Origin of the sequence: Pseudomonas sp. Leaf434 (genome assembly GCF_001425545.1) — a bacterium.
Taxonomy (GTDB): domain Bacteria; phylum Pseudomonadota; class Gammaproteobacteria; order Pseudomonadales; family Pseudomonadaceae; genus Aquipseudomonas; species Aquipseudomonas siliginis.
Genome location: NZ_LMQZ01000001.1, coordinates 2300423 through 2320505, shown reverse-complemented (window position 1 = coordinate 2320505; position 20083 = coordinate 2300423). Strand labels below are relative to the sequence as shown.

General features: G+C 60.5%; 15 protein-coding genes and 1 tRNA gene. 7 read left to right on the top strand and 9 right to left on the bottom strand.

Annotated features, from left to right (window positions below; translation table 11 throughout):
• Positions 1-26: 26 nt before the first annotated feature.
• The 3 genes from ASG55_RS10365 to ASG55_RS10355 all read right to left on the bottom strand — a co-directional run bounded on the left by ASG55_RS10365 (position 27) and on the right by ASG55_RS10355 (position 2967).
• The gene (locus ASG55_RS10365) at positions 27-638 is read right to left on the bottom strand and encodes a Yip1 family protein (protein ID WP_056786193.1); all 612 of its coding nucleotides are present in this window, start codon (positions 636-638) and stop codon (positions 27-29) included.
• An 87-nt stretch (positions 639-725) separates the two neighbouring features.
• Complete coding sequence (locus ASG55_RS10360) at positions 726-1583, bottom strand: glucose 1-dehydrogenase (protein WP_016774822.1); 858 nt, start codon at positions 1581-1583, stop codon at positions 726-728.
• A gap of 229 nt (positions 1584-1812) precedes the next feature.
• Positions 1813-2967 carry a MalY/PatB family protein gene (locus ASG55_RS10355; protein WP_056786191.1) on the bottom strand — a complete coding sequence of 385 codons (1155 nt, stop codon included), beginning with the start codon at positions 2965-2967 and terminating at the stop codon, positions 1813-1815.
• Positions 2968-3318: 351 nt separating this feature from the next.
• Between ASG55_RS10355 and fdnG the strand changes: the two genes are divergently transcribed.
• From fdnG to ASG55_RS10315, 7 genes are all read left to right on the top strand, one after another.
• Positions 3319-6384, top strand: a complete 3066-nt coding sequence (fdnG, locus tag ASG55_RS10345) for a formate dehydrogenase-N subunit alpha (RefSeq protein WP_156388181.1) — start codon at positions 3319-3321, stop codon at positions 6382-6384.
• Positions 6385-7320 (top strand): formate dehydrogenase subunit beta, encoded by a 936-nt coding sequence (fdxH, locus tag ASG55_RS10340; RefSeq protein ID WP_016774818.1) that lies wholly within the window; start codon positions 6385-6387, stop codon positions 7318-7320. It abuts the gene before it with no gap.
• Positions 7317-7982, top strand: coding sequence for a formate dehydrogenase subunit gamma (locus ASG55_RS10335; RefSeq protein WP_056786188.1), 666 nt, complete (start codon positions 7317-7319; stop codon positions 7980-7982). The genes fdxH and ASG55_RS10335 overlap by 4 nt, the downstream gene beginning before the upstream one ends.
• Before the next feature lie 3 nt (positions 7983-7985).
• Positions 7986-8912 carry a formate dehydrogenase accessory protein FdhE gene (gene fdhE / locus ASG55_RS10330; RefSeq protein WP_056786186.1) on the top strand — a complete coding sequence of 309 codons (927 nt, stop codon included), beginning with the start codon at positions 7986-7988 and terminating at the stop codon, positions 8910-8912.
• A 1278-nt stretch (positions 8913-10190) separates the two neighbouring features.
• Complete coding sequence (gene selA, locus ASG55_RS10325; protein ID WP_056786185.1) at positions 10191-11603, top strand: L-seryl-tRNA(Sec) selenium transferase; 1413 nt, start codon at positions 10191-10193, stop codon at positions 11601-11603.
• Positions 11600-13516, top strand: a complete 1917-nt coding sequence (selB, locus tag ASG55_RS10320; RefSeq protein WP_056786183.1) for a selenocysteine-specific translation elongation factor — start codon at positions 11600-11602, stop codon at positions 13514-13516. The genes selA and selB overlap by 4 nt, the downstream gene beginning before the upstream one ends.
• Positions 13517-13521: 5 nt before the next feature.
• Positions 13522-13617, top strand: a tRNA-Sec gene (locus tag ASG55_RS10315).
• Positions 13618-13947: 330 nt separating this feature from the next.
• Here ASG55_RS10315 and ASG55_RS10310 read toward each other — a convergent pair.
• The 6 genes from ASG55_RS10310 to ASG55_RS10285 form a co-directional block, all read right to left on the bottom strand.
• Positions 13948-14307: a DUF6124 family protein gene (locus tag ASG55_RS10310; RefSeq protein WP_024012116.1), complete on the bottom strand. Its 360-nt coding sequence runs from the start codon at positions 14305-14307 to the stop codon at positions 13948-13950.
• A 508-nt stretch (positions 14308-14815) separates the two neighbouring features.
• On the bottom strand, positions 14816-17161 hold the full coding sequence (locus ASG55_RS10305; RefSeq protein WP_056786180.1) for a hypothetical protein: 2346 nt from the start codon (positions 17159-17161) through the stop codon (positions 14816-14818).
• 382 nt (positions 17162-17543) lie between these two features.
• On the bottom strand, positions 17544-17903 hold the full coding sequence (locus tag ASG55_RS10300; RefSeq protein ID WP_056786177.1) for a DUF6124 family protein: 360 nt from the start codon (positions 17901-17903) through the stop codon (positions 17544-17546).
• 379 nt (positions 17904-18282) lie between these two features.
• Positions 18283-18792: a hypothetical protein gene (locus ASG55_RS10295; RefSeq protein ID WP_016774812.1), complete on the bottom strand. Its 510-nt coding sequence runs from the start codon at positions 18790-18792 to the stop codon at positions 18283-18285.
• Between the two features lie 8 nt (positions 18793-18800).
• Positions 18801-19316 carry a hypothetical protein gene (locus ASG55_RS10290; protein WP_024013038.1) on the bottom strand — a complete coding sequence of 172 codons (516 nt, stop codon included), beginning with the start codon at positions 19314-19316 and terminating at the stop codon, positions 18801-18803.
• Complete coding sequence (locus tag ASG55_RS10285; protein WP_056786867.1) at positions 19313-19966, bottom strand: hypothetical protein; 654 nt, start codon at positions 19964-19966, stop codon at positions 19313-19315. The genes ASG55_RS10290 and ASG55_RS10285 overlap by 4 nt, the downstream gene beginning before the upstream one ends.
• Between the last annotated feature and the right edge of the window lie 117 nt (positions 19967-20083).

Here is a 20083-nt window from a genome sequence, read left to right as displayed (position 1 = left end):
GAATTCTCAAGGACAGGCGCACCGGGTCAGCTCACGGTCGTGCGCAGGTACTCGGGGATGAGCACGTTGAACCACAGCAGAATCATCGACACCAGCATGGTCACCAGCACCAGCAGGCCGACGCCCCACACGCACGCCGAATACAACAGGCCTTGCTCCTTGCGCTCATGCATGAAGGTCGGCAGGCCGACGAACAGCAAAAACGTCGAATAGATTGACGCCGCGCCGAGCACCAGAATCGCCAGCCAGCGGCTCGGGTACAGCCCGGCGATCCCGGCGAGGAAAAACGGCGTCACCGTGTAAGCGGCAAAACCGATGCATTGATTCAGCGTTGGCCGCGCGTCAAATGAACGCGACATCCATCTGATAAACCCGCCGATAACCGCCACACCGGCGACAATCGTCACGTACAGCAGCACGCTCAACTGCAGGGCGCTGGCCGTGCTCAGGCGCACGTTCTCACCCGCGGCGAGGCTCCAACCGACTTGAGTGGTGCCGATGAACAGGCACACGGCCGGAATCAACGCGAGCAGCAGCAAATGCGCGAGGTAGTGGCGGGGATGGGTTTCTTCTTCGCGGCGGATATCGGTCCAGGCGAAGTTGGGTTGGGTGAAGAGTCTGACGAGGGGGGCGGACATGACAACCTCCTGTTCCAGTTGGCCCGTAGGCGCTTAAAGGTATGGAGAGATGCCATGCCGCTCGGGTTCAGTTTTTCTGCTGCACGGTTACAGCATCGGTTTGCCGCCGGTCACGCCGTAGCGCTGGCCGGTGATATAGCTGGCTTCGTCGGAGGCCAGTAGTACATAAATCGGTGCGACTTCTACCGGTTGGCCCGGACGGCCGAGCGGGGTGCTGCCGCCGAAGTTCTGTACTTCTTCGTCGGGCATGGTCGAAACGATCAGCGGTGTCCAGATCGGGCCTGGGGCGACGCTGTTGACGCGAATCTCCTTCGGCCCGAGCATCTGCGCCAGGCCACCGGTGAAGTTGGCGATCGCGCCTTTGGTGGTGGCGTAGGCCAGCAGGGTCGGTTTGGGCATGTCCGAGTTGACCGAGCTGGTGTTGATGATCGACGAGCCTGGGCGCATGTGCTTGATCGCCGCCTGGCAGATCCTGAACATGGCGGTGATGTTGACGTCGAAGGTCATCACCCATTCGTCATCGGGGATTTCTTCGAAGTTTTCGTGGGTCATCTGGAACGCGGCGTTGTTGACCAGAATGTCGATGCGGCCAAAGCGCTCGACGGTCTTGTCGACCAGCGCCTGGCACTGAGCCTTCTCGGCGATATCGCCCGGCAGCAGGATGCACTGACGCCCGGCCTGCTCGACCCAGCGTGCGGTTTCCTTGGCGTCTTCGTGTTCATTCAGGTAAGCCACGGCGACGTCGGCGCCTTCACGGGCGAAGGCAATCGCCACCGCGCGACCGATGCCGCTGTCGGCACCGGTGATCAGCGCGATCTTGCCGGCGAGGCGGCCGGAACCGACGTAACTTTGCTCGCCGCAGTCTGGATACGGTTCCATCTTGCGTTGCGAGCCGGGCACCGGTTGGGCTTGTTTCGGGAAGGGTGGTTTTGGATAGTCAGTCATCGCAGGGTCTCCTGATTTCAAGTCCAGTGTTCCGGGTTGACCCGGTGGCTTTGCCTTGAGTTCGATCGGATTTGCGCTGGATTTAGTTGGCTATGCAAAACCAATGTGGGAGCGAGCCTGCTCGCGAAAGCGGTCTGTCAGACGATAAATATGTCGACTGACACTGCGCTTTCGCGAGCAGGCTCGCTCCCACAGGGGGTCATTTATACAGGGGAATACCGGGCAAGGATCAGCGTTTGCGGCTGGCCAGCGCCCGCTCCATCCGCGCAATCCCTTCTTCCAGCATCGCCCTCGGGCAACCGAAGTTCAAGCGCACGAACTGCTGATGCCGGTCGCCAAAATCGAGCCCGGCACTCAGGCCGACCTTGCCCTGTTCGAGGAAGAACCGCTGCGGATCCGGCAGGTCCAGCGCGGTGCAATCGAGCCACGCCAGATACGTGCCCTGCGGCACATTGATGGTCACGCCCGGCAACCGCGTGCGTACGGCGTTCACCAGCCAGTCGCGGTTGGCCTGCAGGTAGATTTTCAATTCCGCGAGCCAAGGCCCGGCTTCGCTGTAGGCGACGCGGGTGGCTTCCATGCCCAGCGGGTTGACGCTGTCGACCATGCCGCAGCGGGCGTGGTTGACGCGTTCACGCAGCGCGGCGTCCTGAATGATCATGAACGAGGTCTTCAGACCGGCGATGTTGTAGGCCTTGCTCGCCGACATCAGGGTGATCGTGCGTTTGGAAATTTCCGGACTCAGCGATGCGGTGGGAATGTGCACGCGGCCGTCGAAGCACAGTTCGGCGTGAATTTCGTCGGAGATGATCCACGCGTCCTGCGCTGCGCAGATATCCGCCACTGCCTGCAATTCTTCGCGGTCGAAGACCTTGCCGAGCGGGTTGTGCGGGTTGCTCAACAGCAGGGCGCCGCCGCCTTTCAGCGACTCACGCAAAGATTCCAGCGGCGTGGCGTAAGTGCCATCGGCCTGGGCTTCGAATTGCAGCTCGACCTTGTTCAGGCCCCAGTGGCCCGGCGCATGGCGCAGCGGCGGATAGTTCGGCACTTGCACGACGACATTCTGCTGCGCCTGCACCAAAGCCTTGAGCGCCATGTTGAATCCCGATTCCACGCCCGGCAGGAAAATCAGCTCCTGCGGTTTGACCTGCCATGCGTACTTGTTCCACAGGTCGGCGACGATGGCTGCACGCAGGTTGTCCTGGGCCACGCTGTAACCTAGCAGCGGGTGCAGCAGGCGCTGTTGCAAGGCTTCGACGATGACCGGCGGCGCGGCGAAATCCATATCAGCGACCCACATCGGCAACACATCGGCCGGGTAGCGGCTCCACTTGGTGCTACCAGTGTGGTGGCGGTCGAACAGCTGATCAAAATCGAAAGTCATGCGCGGTCTCGGGGCGGCGGGTGGTTCGTGGGCGCCATGATAACTCGTGGCCCGGGCGGGGCACATAAATCCTGACGGCAACCTCATAACCCTGTGGGAGCTGGCTTGCCAGCGATGGCGCCGGCACAGTCGGCATAGGTGTTGCTGACCCACCGCAATCGCTGGCAAGCCAGCTCCCACAGGGATTGGGGTGCAGGGCAAATTCTGCGCCCACACACCCGACGGTCGGTTTTCACACAATCGGCAAGGTCTTTGTCTACAGTGAAAAAGTCGGCGTCAAGGCGTCGCAACCGTGATTGTCCAGATAAAGCCCGGCACAAGTACCGGGTTCCACCTGATCAGGAGTGCACGATGGATCTCAGCCGTCGTCAGTTCTTCAAGGTCGCCGGTATCGGCCTTGCAGGCTCAAGCCTGGGCGCGTTGGGCATGGCCCCGACGGCGGCCTTCGCCGAGCAGGTGCGTCACTTCAAGCTCGCCCACACCCGTGAAACCCGCAACACCTGCCCGTATTGCTCGGTCGGTTGCGGTTTGATCATGTACAGCCAGGGCGATGCCGGCAAGAACGTGGCGCAAAACATCATTCACATCGAAGGCGATGCCGACCACCCGGTCAATCGCGGCACGCTGTGCCCGAAAGGCGCGGGCCTGCTCGACTTCATTCACAGCCCCGGCCGCTTGCAGTACCCGCAAGTGCGCAAGCCCGGCAGCAATGAATGGACGCGCATCGGCTGGGACGAAGCCCTCGATCGCATCGCCGACCTGATGAAGGCCGACCGCGACGCCAACTTCATCGAGAAAAATGCCAACGGGCAAACGGTGAATCGCTGGCTGACCACCGGTTTTCTCGCGGCATCGGCGGCATCCAACGAAGCCGGCTACATCACTCAGAAGGTGATTCGCAGCCTCGGTCTGCTGGGGTTCGATAACCAGGCGCGTGTCTGACACGGCCCGACGGTGGCAAGTCTTGCCCCGACGTACGGCCGTGGTGCCATGACCAACACCTGGACCGATATCGCCAACGCGAATCTGATCCTGGTGATGGGTGGCAACGCAGCAGAAGCGCATCCGTGCGGCTTCAAATGGGTGACCGAGGCCAAGGCGCACAACGCCGCGCGGCTGATCGTGGTCGATCCGCGTTTTACCCGGACCGCTTCGGTGGCCGACTATTACGCGCCGATCCGCACCGGCACCGACATCGCCTTCATGGGCGGGTTGATCAATTACCTGCTGACCGAGGACAAGATCCAGCACGAATACGTGCGCAATTACACCGACGTGTCGTTCATCGTCAAAGCCGGTTATGGCTTCGAAGACGGCCTGTTCAGCGGCTATGACGCGGAAAAACGCAGCTATACCGACAAGTCCGGCTGGGGTTACGAATTCGCCGAGGACGGTTTCGTCCGCGTCGACCCGACCCTGCAAGACCCGCGCTGCGTTTATCAACTGATGAAGCAGCATTACAGCCGCTACAACATCGACCTGGCCAGCCAGATCTGCGGCATGCCGGTCGACGCCATGCAGAAAATCTGGGAAGAGATCGCTACCTGCTCGACACCGGGCAAGACCATGACGATTCTCTATGCCCTCGGCTGGACGCAGCACTCGATCGGCGCGCAGATCATCCGCAGCGCGGCGATGGTGCAATTGCTGCTGGGCAACGTCGGCATGCCCGGCGGTGGCGTCAATGCGCTGCGCGGGCACTCGAACATCCAGGGTCTGACCGATCTCGGCCTGCTGTCCAACGCCTTGCCCGGCTACCTCACGCTGCCCAGCGACAGCGAGCAGGACTACGGTCAGTTCATCTTCAAACGCACGCAGGTTCCGCTCAGACCGGGGCAGCTTTCGTACTGGCAGAACTACAGCAAATTCCACGTCAGCCTGATGAAATCCTGGTACGGCGCCAATGCCACCGCCGAGAACAACTGGCTGTTCGATCATTTGCCGAAGCTCGACATCCCCAACTACGACGTGCTGAAAATGTTCGATCTGATGAGCCAGGGCAAGGTCAACGGCTACTTTTGCCAAGGCTTCAATCCGATCGCTGCGTTACCGGACAAGAACCGCGTGATGGGCGCATTGGCCAAGCTCAAGTGGCTGGTGGTAATGGACCCGCTGGCCACGGAGACCTCGGAGTTCTGGCAGAACGTCGGGCCGTACAACGATGTGAAAACCGCCGAAATCCAGACCGAAGTCATTCGCCTGCCGACCACCTGTTTTGCCGAGGAAGACGGCTCGCTGGTCAACAGCAGCCGCTGGCTGCAATGGCACTGGAAAGGCGCCGACGGCCCCGGCGAAGCGCAGACTGACATTCGCATCATGAGCGAACTGTTCCTGCGCCTGCGCCAGCGTTATCAGACCGAAGGCGGCAAGTTTCCTGATCCGCTGCTGAAACTGTCGTGGCCGTACAAGATCCCCGACGAGCCTTCGCCGGAAGAACTGGCGCGGGAAATCAACGGCACCGCTGTCAGCGATTTCACCGATGCCAGCGGTGTCACTGTGAAGGCTGGTACGCAACTGGCCGGTTTCGGCTTGCTCAAGGATGACGGCAGCACCGCGTCCGGTTGCTGGATTTTCGCCGGCAGCTGGACCGAGGCCGGTAACCAGATGGCCCGGCGCGATAACGCCGACCCATTCGGCATGCACCAGCATCAGGGCTGGGCGTGGGCGTGGCCGGCGAATCGGCGGATTCTCTACAACCGCGCCTCGGCGGACCCGGCGGGCAAACCGTGGGACCCGAAAAAACGACTGGTGTGGTGGAACGGCAAGGCCTGGACCGGCACCGATGTGCCGGACTACAAGGCCGACGTGCCGCCGGAAGCCGGGATGAATCCGTTCATCATGAACCCCGAAGGCGTGGCCCGGTTCTTCGCCGTAGACAAGATGAACGAAGGGCCATTCCCTGAGCACTACGAGCCGTTCGAAACGCCGATCGGCATCAACCCGCTGCACCCGCAGAACAAGAAGGCCACCAGCAACCCGGCGGCGCGGATCTTCGATTCGGTCTGGGAAACCCTCGGCGAAGCCAAGGACTTCCCGTACGCCGGCACCAGTTACCGGCTTACCGAGCATTTCCATTTCTGGAGCAAGCACTGCAAGTTGAACGCGATTGCCCAGCCCGAGCAGTTCGTGGAGATCGGCGAGGTGCTGGCGAACGAGAAGGGCATCGCTGCCGGTGATCGCGTGCGGGTCAGCTGCAAGCGCGGCTTTATCGAAGCGGTGGCGGTGGTGACCAAACGGATCCGGCCGCTGCAGGTCAACGGCCAGGTCGTGCATCAGATCGGCATCCCGCTGCACTGGGGTTTCACCGGCCTGACGCGCCACGGTTACCTGACCAACACCCTGGTGCCGTTCCTCGGCGATGGCAACACTCAGACCCCGGAATCCAAGTCATTCCTGGTCAACGTGGAGAAACTGTAAATGGCCAGCCAAGACATCATTGCCCGCTCGGCCACCACCACCGTGCCGCCGTCGGTGAGGACTCAGCAGGGCGTTGCCAAGCTGATCGACACGACCAAGTGCATCGGTTGCAAGGCCTGCCAGGTCGCCTGCTCGGAATGGAACGAGCTGCGCGACGAGGTCGGCCACAACCACGGCACCTACGACAATCCGCAGGACCTGACGGCGGATTCGTGGACGCTGATGCGCTTCACCGAGCACGAAACCGACGCCGGCAACCTCGAATGGCTGATCCGCAAGGACGGCTGCATGCACTGCGCCGAGCCCGGTTGTCTGGCCGCGTGCCCGAGCCCCGGGGCGATCATTCAGCATGCCAACGGCATCGTCGATTTCGATCAGGACCACTGCATCGGTTGTGGCTATTGCATCACCGGTTGCCCGTTCAACATTCCGCGCATTTCGCAGAAGGATCACAAGGCCTACAAATGCACACTGTGTTCCGACCGGGTGGCGGTGGGGCTGGAGCCGGCCTGCGTGAAAACCTGCCCGACCGGCGCGATCGTCTTCGGCACCAAGGAAGACATGAAGGAACACGCCGCTGAACGCATCGTCGACCTGAAAAGCCGTGGCTTTGAAAATGCCGGTCTGTACGACCCGGCAGGCGTTGGTGGCACCCACGTGATGTACGTGCTGCATCACGCCGATACGCCGAAAATCTATGCAGGTTTGCCGGACCATCCGGCGATCAGTCCGCTGGTGGGTTTGTGGAAAGGCATCAGCAAACCCCTCGGCCTGCTGGCGATGGGCGCGGCGGTGCTGGCCGGGTTCTTCCACTACGTGCGCATCGGCCCGAATCGTGTCGAGGAGGATGAGCATCCCACGCCACCCGACACCTCGGTGCACGTGGTCGACCCGGCGGTGCACACCTTCGATCCACGCGGGGAGGAGCGGCCATGAGCAACAAGACGATCCTGCGTTACAGCGCCAACCAGCGCACCAACCACTGGCTGGTAGCGATCCTGTTTTTCATGGCCGGGTTGTCCGGGCTGGCGTTGTTTCATCCATCGCTGTTCTGGCTGAGCAACCTGTTCGGCGGCGGCACCTGGACGCGGATTCTGCACCCGTACATGGGCATCGCCATGTTCGTGCTGTTCCTCGGCCTGGTGTTCAGCTTCTGGCGCACCAATTTCTTCATCGCCAATGACCGCCAGTGGCTGCGGCGGATCAACCGGGTGATGGTCAACGACGAAGAAAGCGTGCCGTCGGTGGGCAAATACAACGCCGGGCAGAAGTTGCTGTTCTGGACTTTACTGCTGTGCATGCTCGCGTTGCTGTTCACCGGGCTGGTGATCTGGCGCGCGTGGTTCAGCGCGTACTTCGGCATCACCACGATCCGCTGGGCCATGCTGCTGCATGCGCTGGCCGGGTTCGTGCTGGTGCTGAGCATCATCGTGCACATCTACGCCGGTTTGTGGATCAAGGGTTCGGTCGACGCCATGTTGCATGGCTGGGTCAGCCGGCCGTGGGCGAGAAAACACCATGAACTGTGGTACCGCGAGGTGACCCGCGACGAACAGCCTCGGGACGTGCCCGAGCGACCGCTGACAAAAAAGGGCTGACTTTTGCCAAGCATTCTTGAACCTGGGGAAATCGAGGCGGCGGCCAGTTCGCCGCCGTTTCTGTATCTGCCGCCACGTAACCTGTTTGCCCTGCGCGCTGAGCGCCTCGAGCGTCTGGCCGAGGGCAATGGGTTGGCGGATTACCTGCGGCTGATGGCCGGGTTGTGCCGGGCGCAGCAGCAGGTCTTCGACGATCCGCCGCTCACCGCGCCGTTTGATGCGCAGCGTTTCGAAGCCTGTCAGCAACACGGTCTGCCACCATTCGCGGCAGATACCTTGGTGCGCGAAGATGCCTGGCAGCCGTGGCTGGACGCCTTGCTGCAGCGCTGTGCGCCAGCGGATCAACCTGCAGTGATCGACGCGCTGGACACTCTGCGCGGGGCCAGTTCCGGCCAGTTGCGCGCGTGGGCGGTGGCGCTGGTCAGTGGGCAGTATTCGCTGGTGCCGGCGGCGCTGGTGCCGTTTCTCGGCGCCGCGCTGCAAACCGCCTGGAGCCACTGGCTGCTCAGTGTGCCAAATCTGCAACTCAAGCCTGGCGACAGCCTCAGCCAATGCCCGGCCTGTGGTTCGCCGGCCATGGCCGGGGTGATTCGCCATCGCGGCAAGCACAACGGTTTGCGCTATCTGGTGTGTTCGCTGTGCGCCTGCGAATGGCATGTGGTGCGGGTCAAGTGCGTGTATTGCGAGCAAAGCAAAGGCCTTGAGTATCTGAGCCAGGAAGACGACCGGCACAGCGCCGAACAGGCGCCGCTGCGCGCCGAAGTCTGCCCGAGTTGCAACAGCTACCTGAAATTGCTCTATCTGGAGAACGACGCCGAAGCCGAGGCGTTGTCGGCGGATCTCGGCAGTTTGCTGCTGGACATGCGCCTGGCCCAGGACGGCTATCAGCGCCTGGCGCCCAATCTGTTGCTGGCGCCGGGGGACGAATGACCAGCGCAAAATTGTGGGAGAGGGGTGTGCTCCCACAGGTCTATGTGCCGAATCACAAAGCCCGGTCAGCCCCGGATTTCTCTGTGGGAGCGAGCCTGCTCGCGAAGGCGTCAGGTCAGCCACATCCACATTGACTGACACACCGYTTTCGCGAGCAGGCTCGCTCCCACAGGTTTTTGTGGTGACCAACAATGTTCATTCCACCCCGAATCCCTGTGGGAGCTGGCTTGCCAGCGATTGGTCGGCACCTCCACCACCTTCTTTGACGGACCCACCGCAATCGCTGGCAAGCCAGCTCCCACANCGCGAGCAGGCTCGCTCCCACAGGTTTTGTGGTGACCAACAATGTTCATTCCACCCCGAATCCCTGTGGGAGCTGGCTTGCCAGCGATTGGTCGGCACATCCACCGCCTTCTTTGACTGACCCACCGCAATCGCTGGCAAGCCAGCTCCCACAAGTCTATGTGCCGAATCACAAAGCCCGGTCAGCCCCGRATTTCCCTGTGGGAGCGAGCCTGCTCGCGAAGGCGTCAGGTCAGCCACATCCACATTGACTGACACACCGCTTTCGCGAGCAGGCTCGCTCCCACAGGTTTTGTGGTGACCAACAATGTTCATTCCACCCCGAATCACTGTGGGAGCTGGCTTGCCAGCGATTCGGTCGGCACATCCACCGCTTTCTTTGACTGACCCACCGCAATCGCTGGCAAGCCAGCTCCCACAGACTTCTGTGCCGAATCACAAAGCCCGGTCAGCCCCGGATTTCTCTGTGGGAGCGAGCCTGCTCGCGAAGGCAATCGCTGGCAAGCCAGCTCCCACAGACTTCTGTGCCGAATCACAAAGCCCGGTCAGCCCCGGATTTCTCTGTGGGAGCGAGCCTGCTCGCGAAGGTGTCAGGTCAGCCACATCCACACCAACTGACACACCGCTTTCGCGAGCAGGCTCGCTCCCACAGGTTTTGTGGTGACCAACAATGTTCATTCCACCCCGAATCCCTGTGGGAGCTGGCTTGCCAGCGATTGGTCGGCACCCCCACCGCAATCGCTGGCAAGCCAGCTCCCACAGACTTCTGTGCCGAATCACAAAGCCCGGTCAGCCCCGGATTTCTCTGTGGGAGCGAGCCTGCTCGCGAAGGCGTCAGGTCAGCCACATCCACACCAACTGACACACCGCATTCGCGAGCAGGCTAGCTCCGGCAGTGCGTCTACACTTCTGAAACCCTTTTGGGAGCAAGCTTGCTCCCAAAAGGGCCTGTTTCGGTCAAATCAGGAGTGGCTGATGTCTTCAAGCGTTGCCCTGCGGTTGCCGTCCATTGATGGGTTGTTGCGTCATCCGGCGTGCGCGCCGTTGGCCGAACGTTACGGCCGGGATTCGTTGCTGACTGGCCTGCGTCAGTTGCTCGATGAGCTGCGGCCCGGCGTGTTGAGCGGGCAATTGGCGGCCGTGGAAATCGGCCCCGAAGTGCTCGCCGGCCGCGTCGGCGAACGCTTGGCGCAACAGCAGCGCAGTCAGGTGCGTCGGGTGTTCAACCTGACCGGCACGGTGCTGCACACCAATCTCGGTCGCGCCTTGCTGCCCGAAGAAGCCATTGAAGCGGTGGAGATGGCTGCACGCTATCCGCTCAATCTCGAGTTCGATCTGGCGAGCGGCAAGCGCGGTGATCGTGACGACCTGATCGAAGGGCTGATCCGCGAACTGACCGGCGCCGAAGCCGTCACCGTGGTCAACAACAATGCCGCCGCCGTGCTGCTGACCCTCAACAGCCTCGGCGCGCGCAAGGAAGGCATCATTTCCCGTGGCGAACTGATCGAAATCGGCGGCGCCTTCCGCATCCCCGACATCATGGCCCGGGCCGGCGTGCGCCTGCACGAAGTCGGCACCACCAACCGCACCCATGCCCGGGATTACCAAGCGGCAATCGGTCCGCGCAGCGGGTTGATCATGCGCGTGCATGCCAGCAACTACAGCATCGAAGGCTTCACCGCGCGGGTGGCGACTGCGGAACTGGCCGAGTTGGCACACGCTCATGGCTTGCCGTTGCTGGAAGATCTGGGCAGCGGCAGTCTGCTCGACCTGACGCGCTGGGGCCTGCCGGCGGAACCGACGGTGCGTCAGGCATTGCTCGATGGCGCCGACATCGTCACCTTCAGCGGCGACAAATTGCTCGGCGGGCCGCAGGCCGGGTTGATCGTCGGGCGCAAAGAACTGATCGCGAAGATCAAGAAGAATCCACTGAAGCGCGCACTGCGGGTCGATAAATTGACCTTGGCCGCGCTGGAGGCGGTGCTCGGTCTGTACCGCGATCCGGATCGCCTCGCCGAGCGTCTGCCGAGCCTGCGTCTGCTGACCCGGCCGCAGGCCGAGATTCATGCTCAGGCTCTGCGTTTGCAACCGTTGCTCGCCGATGTGTTGGGCGAGGTCTGGCAGGTCAGTGCAGTCGAGGCGTTGGGCATGATCGGCAGCGGCAGCCAACCGGTGGCGCGCTTGCCGAGTGCAGCGCTGTGTTGCCGCCCGCAAGTGTCCAAGCGCTGGCGCGGGCGGTATCTGCTCAATCTCGAAGCAGCGTTGCGCGGTTTGCCGATCCCGGTGCTCGGGCGAATCGGCGACGATGCGCTGTGGCTGGATCTACGCCAGCTCGACGATGAGCCAGCGTGGCTGGCGCAGTTGCCGCAATTGCAGGTCGATCCGTGATCGTCGGCACGGCGGGGCACATCGACCACGGCAAGACTTCGCTGTTGCAGGCGCTGACCGGGCAAACCGGCGACCGCCGCCCGCAGGAGCGCGAACGCGGCATGACCATCGATCTCGGTTATCTCTACGCCGAACTCGCAGCGGGCTCCGGGCTGACCGGCTTCATCGACGTGCCCGGCCACGAAAAATTCACCCACAACATGCTCGCTGGTGCGCAGGGCATCGATCTGGTGTTGCTGGTGGTAGCGGCCGACGACGGCGTGATGCCACAGACGCGAGAGCATCTGGCGATCGTCGAACTGCTCGGCATTCCCCGCGCGCTGGTGGCGATCACTAAATGCGACCGGGCGGGAGCGGGCAGGGTGGAAGAGGTGCAGCGCCAAGTGCTCGATTTGCTGGCGCCCGGGCCATTCGCGGATGCGCCGATTTTTACCGTGTCGAGCGTGAGCGGGCAGGGCGTCGATGAGTTGCGCGCGGCATTATTGCAGGCGCAAAACGAGGTGCAGGCGCGCAGTTGTGACGGCGGCTTTCGTCTGGCGATTGATCGGGCGTTCAGCGTCGCGGGTGCGGGGGTCGTGGTCACGGGCACCGCGCTGTCGGGCACGGTTGCGGTCGGCGACAAACTGGTTCTGGCGCCTGCCGGCAAATCGGTACGCATCCGTGGCCTGCACGCGCAAAACCAGGCCGCCGAACAGGCCTTCGCCGGTCAGCGCGTGGCGCTGAACCTCAGCGGCGATCGTCTGGAACTGGCGCAGATCCACCGTGGCCAATGGCTGCTGGCGGACTGGTTGCATGCCCCGACCCAGCGCGTCGACATCGACTTTCAGCTGTTGCCCGGCGAGCGCACCTTTGAACATTTTCACCCAGTGCATCTGCACCTCGGCACCCAGGATGTCATCGCCCGCGTCGCCTTGCTGCAAGGCCCGCGCCTGAGCCCCGGCGAGCGCATGTTCGCGCAACTGCTGATCAACGCGCCGGTGCACGCAGTGAAAGGCGATCGATTGATCCTGCGCGACGCCAGCGCCCAGCGCACATTGGGCGGCGGTGTTGTGCTCGACCCATTCGCTCCGGCACGCCAACGCCGCAGCCTGGAACGCCTCGCGCAACTGCAAACCCTCGGCCTCAGCGTCAGCCTCGAACAGGCCCTGCCGGCACTGCTCAATCACAGCCCCGGCGGCCTCGACCCGCAACGCCTCGAACGCCAGTTCAACCGCCCGCGCGCGCAGTGGACGCTGGCGGACAACATCCGTCTGATCGACACCCGCCAAGGCCCGCTGCTGTTCAACGTGCAGCGCTGGGGCCAGTTGAAATTCACCTTGCTCGAGCAACTGGCGCGATTCCACGAACAGGAACCCGACCAGATGGGGCCGGACCGCGATCGCCTGCGCCGCTTCGGCGCTCTGACGCTGGAACGCTCGACTTTCATCAGCCTGCTCGACGAACTGCTCTATGCCGGCTCAATCCTCGCCAGCGGCCCTTGGCTGCACCTGCCCGACCATCAGGTGCGCCTGAATGCCGACGACGAAATCCTCTGGCAGCAATTACAGCCGTTGTTCGAACAGGCCGGTTTCGACCCGCCGTGGGTACGCGACGCCGCGAAAATGCTCGGCGAAGACGACGCCAGCGTCCGCCTGCTGCTGCGCAAACTCGCACGGCTGGGCCTGATGCACCAGGTGGTGCGCGACCTGTTTATCAGCGACATCGTCCTGCGGCAAATGGCGGCGCTACTGCTGAAACTCGCCGAAGAAAATCCAGCGATTGAGGTGACAACTTTCCGTGATGCGCTAGGCTTGGGACGCAAACGCTGTATTCAGTATCTGGAATATTTCGACCGACTCGGCCTGACCCGCCGGCTCGGCGAATCCCGCCAGATCCGCCCCGACAACGCGCTGGCTGACGCTTGCGCACCCTGAGTTCAGGAAGACAATCGCGCCCGGTGGCGCGGCCGGGCTTCAAACCCGGTTGGGGACGGCATCCGTTCCCGGGCAGGTTCGACTCCGGCTGTCTTCCGCCAGTCTCCTAAGAGCAAAGATCGCAGCCTTCCGCAGCCCCTACAAATCGATGTAGGAGCTGCCGAAGGCTGCGTTGATTCTGAATGCAGGAGAAACGTAGTCTGGCCCGTTTGGTTCGCCAGTTATTCAGAGGCAGCCGCGAACTTATGTGGGAGCGAGCCTGCTCGCGAAAACGGTATATCAGTCGACATCTCAGAGATTGACCCACCGCATTCGCGAGCAGGCTCGCTCCCACAAAGTTGGCGGCGTGAACGAAGCCATGTGATTGACAGAAAACCCTGTGTAGGCTTGCCCGCGAAGGCGCCTCACTCAGCATCCTTTAGCGAGGCCCGCTACTGTGGCAATTCCAGATTATCCAGCACCCGATTCACCGCCAACTCTCCGAGCATGATCAGCTGCGCGATCCCCATCAGCGTTCGGCGCTGTGACGGTTTCACCAGTCCGGCGAACTCCTGGGCGATGGTTTTGGCGGAGGCGAGGGTTTCGCAGGCGTTGGCCAGCAGGTCTTCGTTTTTGGTGTCGGCGGTGACGGCATACATGGCGCGGGGGCTGAAGGGTGGCGGGGTAGAGCCGGGTGGGCAGAGGTAGTGGTCGAGGGCGCGGTCGGCGGCTTGGTGAAGTTTTTTCGAATCGAGGGATTCGTAGGGGGAGGTGGGGTCGGATTCGGGTGGGTTGGGTGTTGGTTTGATCATGATGAGACTCCGTGGTTGATTTAGCCGCCACGGCTCATCGCTAAACAAGTAAAGGTGGCGGCTGTACGCAGGTTAGCGATCCGGGTCACAGAAACCCCGGGTAGACTCGAAGGTCTCCCACGCACAGCCACCATGACATCAAGTGCAGATCGAAAAATGCAATCGAGGCTGGGCATTGGTGCGTCTGTAAGGTGCCGGATCGCTAAACCCGATCGCTGATTCGTCAGCGACCGCACCACAATAGAACCCGCCCCCAAGGCGCACAAGCCGGCGGATTCTGGCGTAGCTGTAGGTAATGGCGCAAGGATTTGTAGCCTGGAAGGCGTGTCTGGAGGTGTCTTTTAAACAGTTTCGTTTAAATCGAAGCATTGCGCCGAAGCTGGTCGCGAAAGGACCATCCCGGCCAGTGAAAAATAACCTCGATCACGCGTGCTGTTTAAATTACTGTTATATATCTCCGTCACCTTTTCTTTGCTTTTCGTTTGCATTACTACAACGGTTTCGCACCTTAATTGCCGCTAGGAGCCGAATTATTGCTCGTCAATGTGAATGGCTGGGCATTATTTTCAATTTCGATTCGCGGTATTTTCTTTAGTCGAACATTGTCTATTTTAATGGTTGAAGGCGCCTGCAACATTATAAATATTCTTGAATGCGCTGTTGTTTGTGGTGTGCCGAGAAAAAATTTCATGAGGATATTTTTCCAGTTGTTAGTGCCAGATAATATTGGGCCCAATAAAGTTATTCTATTGGGCGCGTTCAAGTGTGGCGTCATAAAGATACTGAAGTTTATGGGATGCGAGCTCATATAGTCGAAGCTGAGAGCACATGATTCCCCGCTCTCAAGGTGGTGATATGATTTTGAAATGTATAAGGATGCGGTATTTTGGCCTGGTTGGGAGTATGCATAGTACTCATCGTTCTCTTTGACTATTGATCCTGCTCCTTGCTCAAATTGCCAGCCATTGCTCTCATAATTAGTAAAAGTAGTCAGATCATCGAGGGCTTTCTTGATCGTATACATTTTCTTCGGCAAGGATATTTGATCATCTTCAGTCCTATCAAAAGAAACCTTCACCTCAATCTCAAGTGTCGAGTCTTCTTCCAATATCAGCAACTTGTCTAGTGGTACTGGATGGCGTATTCCGACCAATTCCTCAGCCGTCACCTCTTTTCCTTTATAAGCCTCTTCAACAATTCCCGTACTGCCATCACTCTTGATTTCGGTATACGTCAGCCAAATCCTTTGCCCCAAGGCAATGAATGGCCAAGCCGCCGTCCGCGTATGATCCGTCGGCAACAAGTCCGCCGGATCCAGCACATCTCCCGTCACCCGATCAATCGCCGGCGTGGGCAATCCGGGATGGCCGTCGGCAATGTCCTGCACGGTCAGTGTCAGCGGCAGGGAATCCCGTGTTTCAGATCCGGTTGTCTTGCTGTAATCCACAGTGACGTTCCTGCCGAAACTGTACGCAAGCACCTTGTTATCCAGCGCAATCTCTTGCGTCCCCAGTGCTCTTACCACGTGAGGCGGCGAGGTATCGGAGCCATCGGCGGGAACGCCCGGGGCGGCGGTCCAACGCACTACGATGACATCATTGAGCTGAATGGAAGGATCGAAGACCAGCGCGGTCAGCGCATCTTTCGCCGCAAACGGATCCAGGCTGTTGCCTGGCGCTTGTTTGATTTTTGGCGATAGCAGATCCGGCGCCGTTTCGCCAATGATCTCGGCCTCAGCCGTTCCGGAATGACCAATGATGTTGCCCGCTGGCCGTTCCAGTTCAAACCGCACCTGCAAGCGTGCGCCGGAAGTCAGCTGATCGTTGGGTAGTTCCAGAATGCACGGTTGCAGTACCCCGAACCTGTCGGTGATCACGCCCGGTTGAGTCGATTTCTCGGCCGCTTCGTTCAGTCGATAAAACGCCTTGACCGTGTCGCCCTTTTGAAAATGCGAGGTAGTGGGAGCAATCACGATCAGTAGCGGCCGACCGTCGAGTTTTTCGAGGTCCACAAGCGCGGGATCGTCCATGTCATCGTCCGCAATTTCGCGCAAGAGTGGCTTGGGCAGAAATGTGCGCTCAAGATCAATGTTGGCAAAAATGAACTTCGACCAGCGGCTTTGGTGGGTCGGATTTTTCAGTTGATCAATCACGGTGTAGGAGAACGGGCAGTTAGTGATACTGCCGATTTCTTTCAGCCTGTCGGAATCAATCAGCACCGAGAACGGCTTGCCGGCTTCTTCCGGCGTCACCCTGTGAGTGAAACGCTGGCGATTGATCTCGTATTCCACCGCATCGTAGGCTCGGCAATAAGGGTAATCGAACGTCAGGAGTACGCCTTTCTCAGCCTGATCCTTGTCAATCACTGGCGGATTTCCAAGTTCTTCGGGCAGGCTGATCAGCAGATCCGGATGATCACCGGTCCCAGGCACATCATTGCCGCCGGGCGACGTGTCGTTGTAGAGCGCCCACGCTTCGATGGATTTGTTTTCATTGCCGGCGATGCTTTTCAGCATGTATTGGATTTTGTTGATGACCCCGTCGCGAAACTCCCTCTGGAACACGGAGAAGGTCATTCTCTCGTTGACGACTTGCTGTGGAATGCCGCTCTGCACACCGTTGATGTAGAGCCGGATGTCGACATATTGACCAACGTCCACAGGTGGATCGACCACTACCTGCACACCAGCGGCATTGACTCCATCGCGTGTGAGTTCCCTGAATATCCGCAATGGCAAGCCATACGCGTGTATGGGGGGTATGGCTGGCGGGTCGCTGATCACGCCCTCGATCGCCAGGTATATTTTCACGGGATGCAGTGTCATGACGTCGTTGTCGGATTGAGCATTGTCCATCGCACACCTTCCTGATGAGACGGCCACGGAGGGCTGGCCGGGATGGAGATATCAGATACCGGGTGGGGGAAGTTGGCTACTGTCAGATCTGACAGGTGAAGGTGGGTTTGCGACGGGCGGTAGGTCTGCGTTTGGAGATGCGCAGGCCGATGCCCACGCACAATCAGAGGCGCGGCCGGGCTTCAAACCCGGTTGGAGACGGCATCCGTTCCCGGGCAGGTTCGACTCCGGCTGTCTTCCGCCAGTTTCCCAAAGCAAAAGATCGCATGCTCTGCGTGGGAATGCAGCCAGGGACGCTCCGCGTCCCTTCCTAAGCCCCGAACGCGGGGCGTTCGTTGAGGCATTCCTATGCTGCGCGCGGGAACGATCGTCGCAGGAGGCGCTACTGTGGCAACTCCAGATTATCCAGCACCCGATTCACTGCCAATTCCCCGAGCATGATCAACTGCGCGATGCCCATCAGCGTCCGGCGCTGCGATGGCTTGACCAGTCCGGCGAATTCCTGGGCGATGGTTTTGGCGGAGGCGAGGGTTTCGCAGGCATTGGCCAGCAAGTCTTCGTTTTTGGTGTCGGCGGTGACGGCGTACATGGCGCGGGGGCTGAAGGGTGGTGGGGTTGAGCCGGGAGGGCAGAGGTAGTGGTCGAGGGCGCGGTCGGCGGCTTCGTGGAGTTTTTTTGAGTCGAGGGATTCATAGGGGGAGGTGGGGTCGGATTCGGGTGGGTTGGGTGTTGGTTTGATCATGGTAAAGCTCCTTGAGAAATGGAGCCGTCAGCCTTCGCTGCTAAACGAAGAGGGTGGCGGCTTTACGCGGGTTAGCAGACCAGGCTCAAGGATCCCGGCGCACCGAAGTGCCCCACGCAAGCCGCCATAAAAAGATAGGCGGAGCCAGCGTGCCTTGAAAATTTGCCGGGCTGCTAAACCCGATCACTGAACAGTCAGCGACCGCACCACAATAGAACCCGCCCCCAAGGCGCACAAGCCGGCGGATTCTGGCTTGGCTGTAGGCAATGGCGCAAGGATTTGTAGCCTTGAGACCGTATCCGCAGGTGTCTTTTAAACAGCTTCGTTTAAATCAAAGAATTGCGCCGCAGTCCACCGCACCAGCCCCCATCACCCAACCTTATGGTTGATACGGAATCACCTTGTCCCGGTCCATTTCCACCAACAACTGGTCGAGCATCTGCCGTTTGTTCTCGACCCCGGGAATCGGCACATACCACGTCATCACGCTCCAGCCTTCGCGGGAGTAGTTGTAGGTTTTGAGCAGTTGGCCATCCTTGAAGACCGAGCCGCGCAGGTTGTCCTGGTAGTGGTAGGGCATCGGGAAGGTGAACAGGGTGAAGACGTTGACCAGCGCCAGCCAGTTGACCTTGCCGTCGCTGGGTTCGGTGATCAACAGGCTGTAGCCGTTGCGGGTGTAACCGCCGTCGAGCATCGAGAACGCGCCGGTCTTTTTCAGGACGCTGACGGTTTCGCGCTGATGCTGCTCGTCGATGCGCGTATACGCCGGCCCCATGCCGAGCGTGACCGGCACGTAGGCCTGATCGGCATGGTAATCGAGCGGCTGCAAGGTGTTGGCGCAGCCGCCCAGCATCAGTGAGGCACAGAGCAGGCCGGCGACTTTTATCATCGCGCGGCTCATTGCGCGACTGCCGGGATCAGCCGGTCCTGCTGCACATCCTGCGCGAAGGCGCGGGCGATGCGGCCGAGGTTCTGTTCGCGCATCTCGCCGCCCTGATCCAATAGCCAGACGTATTTTTGAGTGATGTTGCGATAGGTGTATTGCTTCAGTCGCTTGTCACCCTGGTACACGGTGAATTCGGTTTGCGTATCGAATTCGTTCGACAGCGGCAGCAAGAACAACGTCGCGGTGCTCAGCAGAATCACCGGAAACGGCGGCAGGTGACGTTCCACATTGAGTTTGACCTGCACGTTGTACTCGTCAGCTTTACCGCTGCCGGTTTCGATGGTGCGGAACACACCGGTCTGACGCAGGTGGTTGCGCAGGCTGGAGCCGTTTTCCGGGTCATCGACCATCACGTGAATCGGCTGCAGATAATCCTGAGCGTCCGTAAGCGTGCGCTCGGGCAAGGTGTTGGTCGCCGCGCAACCGGTCAACAGAGCGGCGGCGGTGAGGGCGATGATTTTTTTCATGGTTTGGCGTCCACGGCAATACCCGGGATGGGGCCGGTGAAGATGTAGGGCTGAGCACTGTTCAGGTCGAGTTTCAGCGGTTGCAGCGTTGGCAATCCTGGCGCCAGACGTTGCGCAATCAGCGCATCGCGGGCGTTCTGATCACTCCAGCGGAACGCGCAGAAACCGGCTGTCAGGCAGAACGAGCGGAACTCGCCGATGTAATAGGCCTTGCCGGGTTCCAGGCGCATCGGCAGGTTGAATTTCTCCCGCGCCTCTCTCGAGGTGAAAACAGTGCCTAGCCCAGGTTGATAACGTGCGGAAAAGAACTGGAAATCATAGAACTCGTAATCGCCCGGCTTCAGGGGAAGCACGAATACGCTCGCTGCGCCGACACCGTCCTGAACATCCTGCGGCGTGGAGTAAGCGCCGGCCATTTTCCAGACGCCGGCCGCACCGTATTCGGAACCGCGTTTGCGGAAAAAGATTCGCTGGTTGTCAGCGGCTGATTGCTTGAGTGATTGCGGCCCGATTGAGCCAACGAGATAACTGACTGGCTCGCTTGCCTTGGGTTGCAAGGGTTCGCTGACCCAGGAAGCGCTTTCGGTAATGCAGCCGCTGAGCGTCGCGGCGAGCACGACGGCCGCTCCGAGTTTGAATAGCTGAAACATGTACATCCCTGAATCTGCTTGCGTTGATTGACTACAAACAGGAAGGTCAATCAATGCCTTCCTGGCTTGGCTTTTTATGCGGGGGCGCAGAATAAACGAGGTGATGGCACTTGGCTA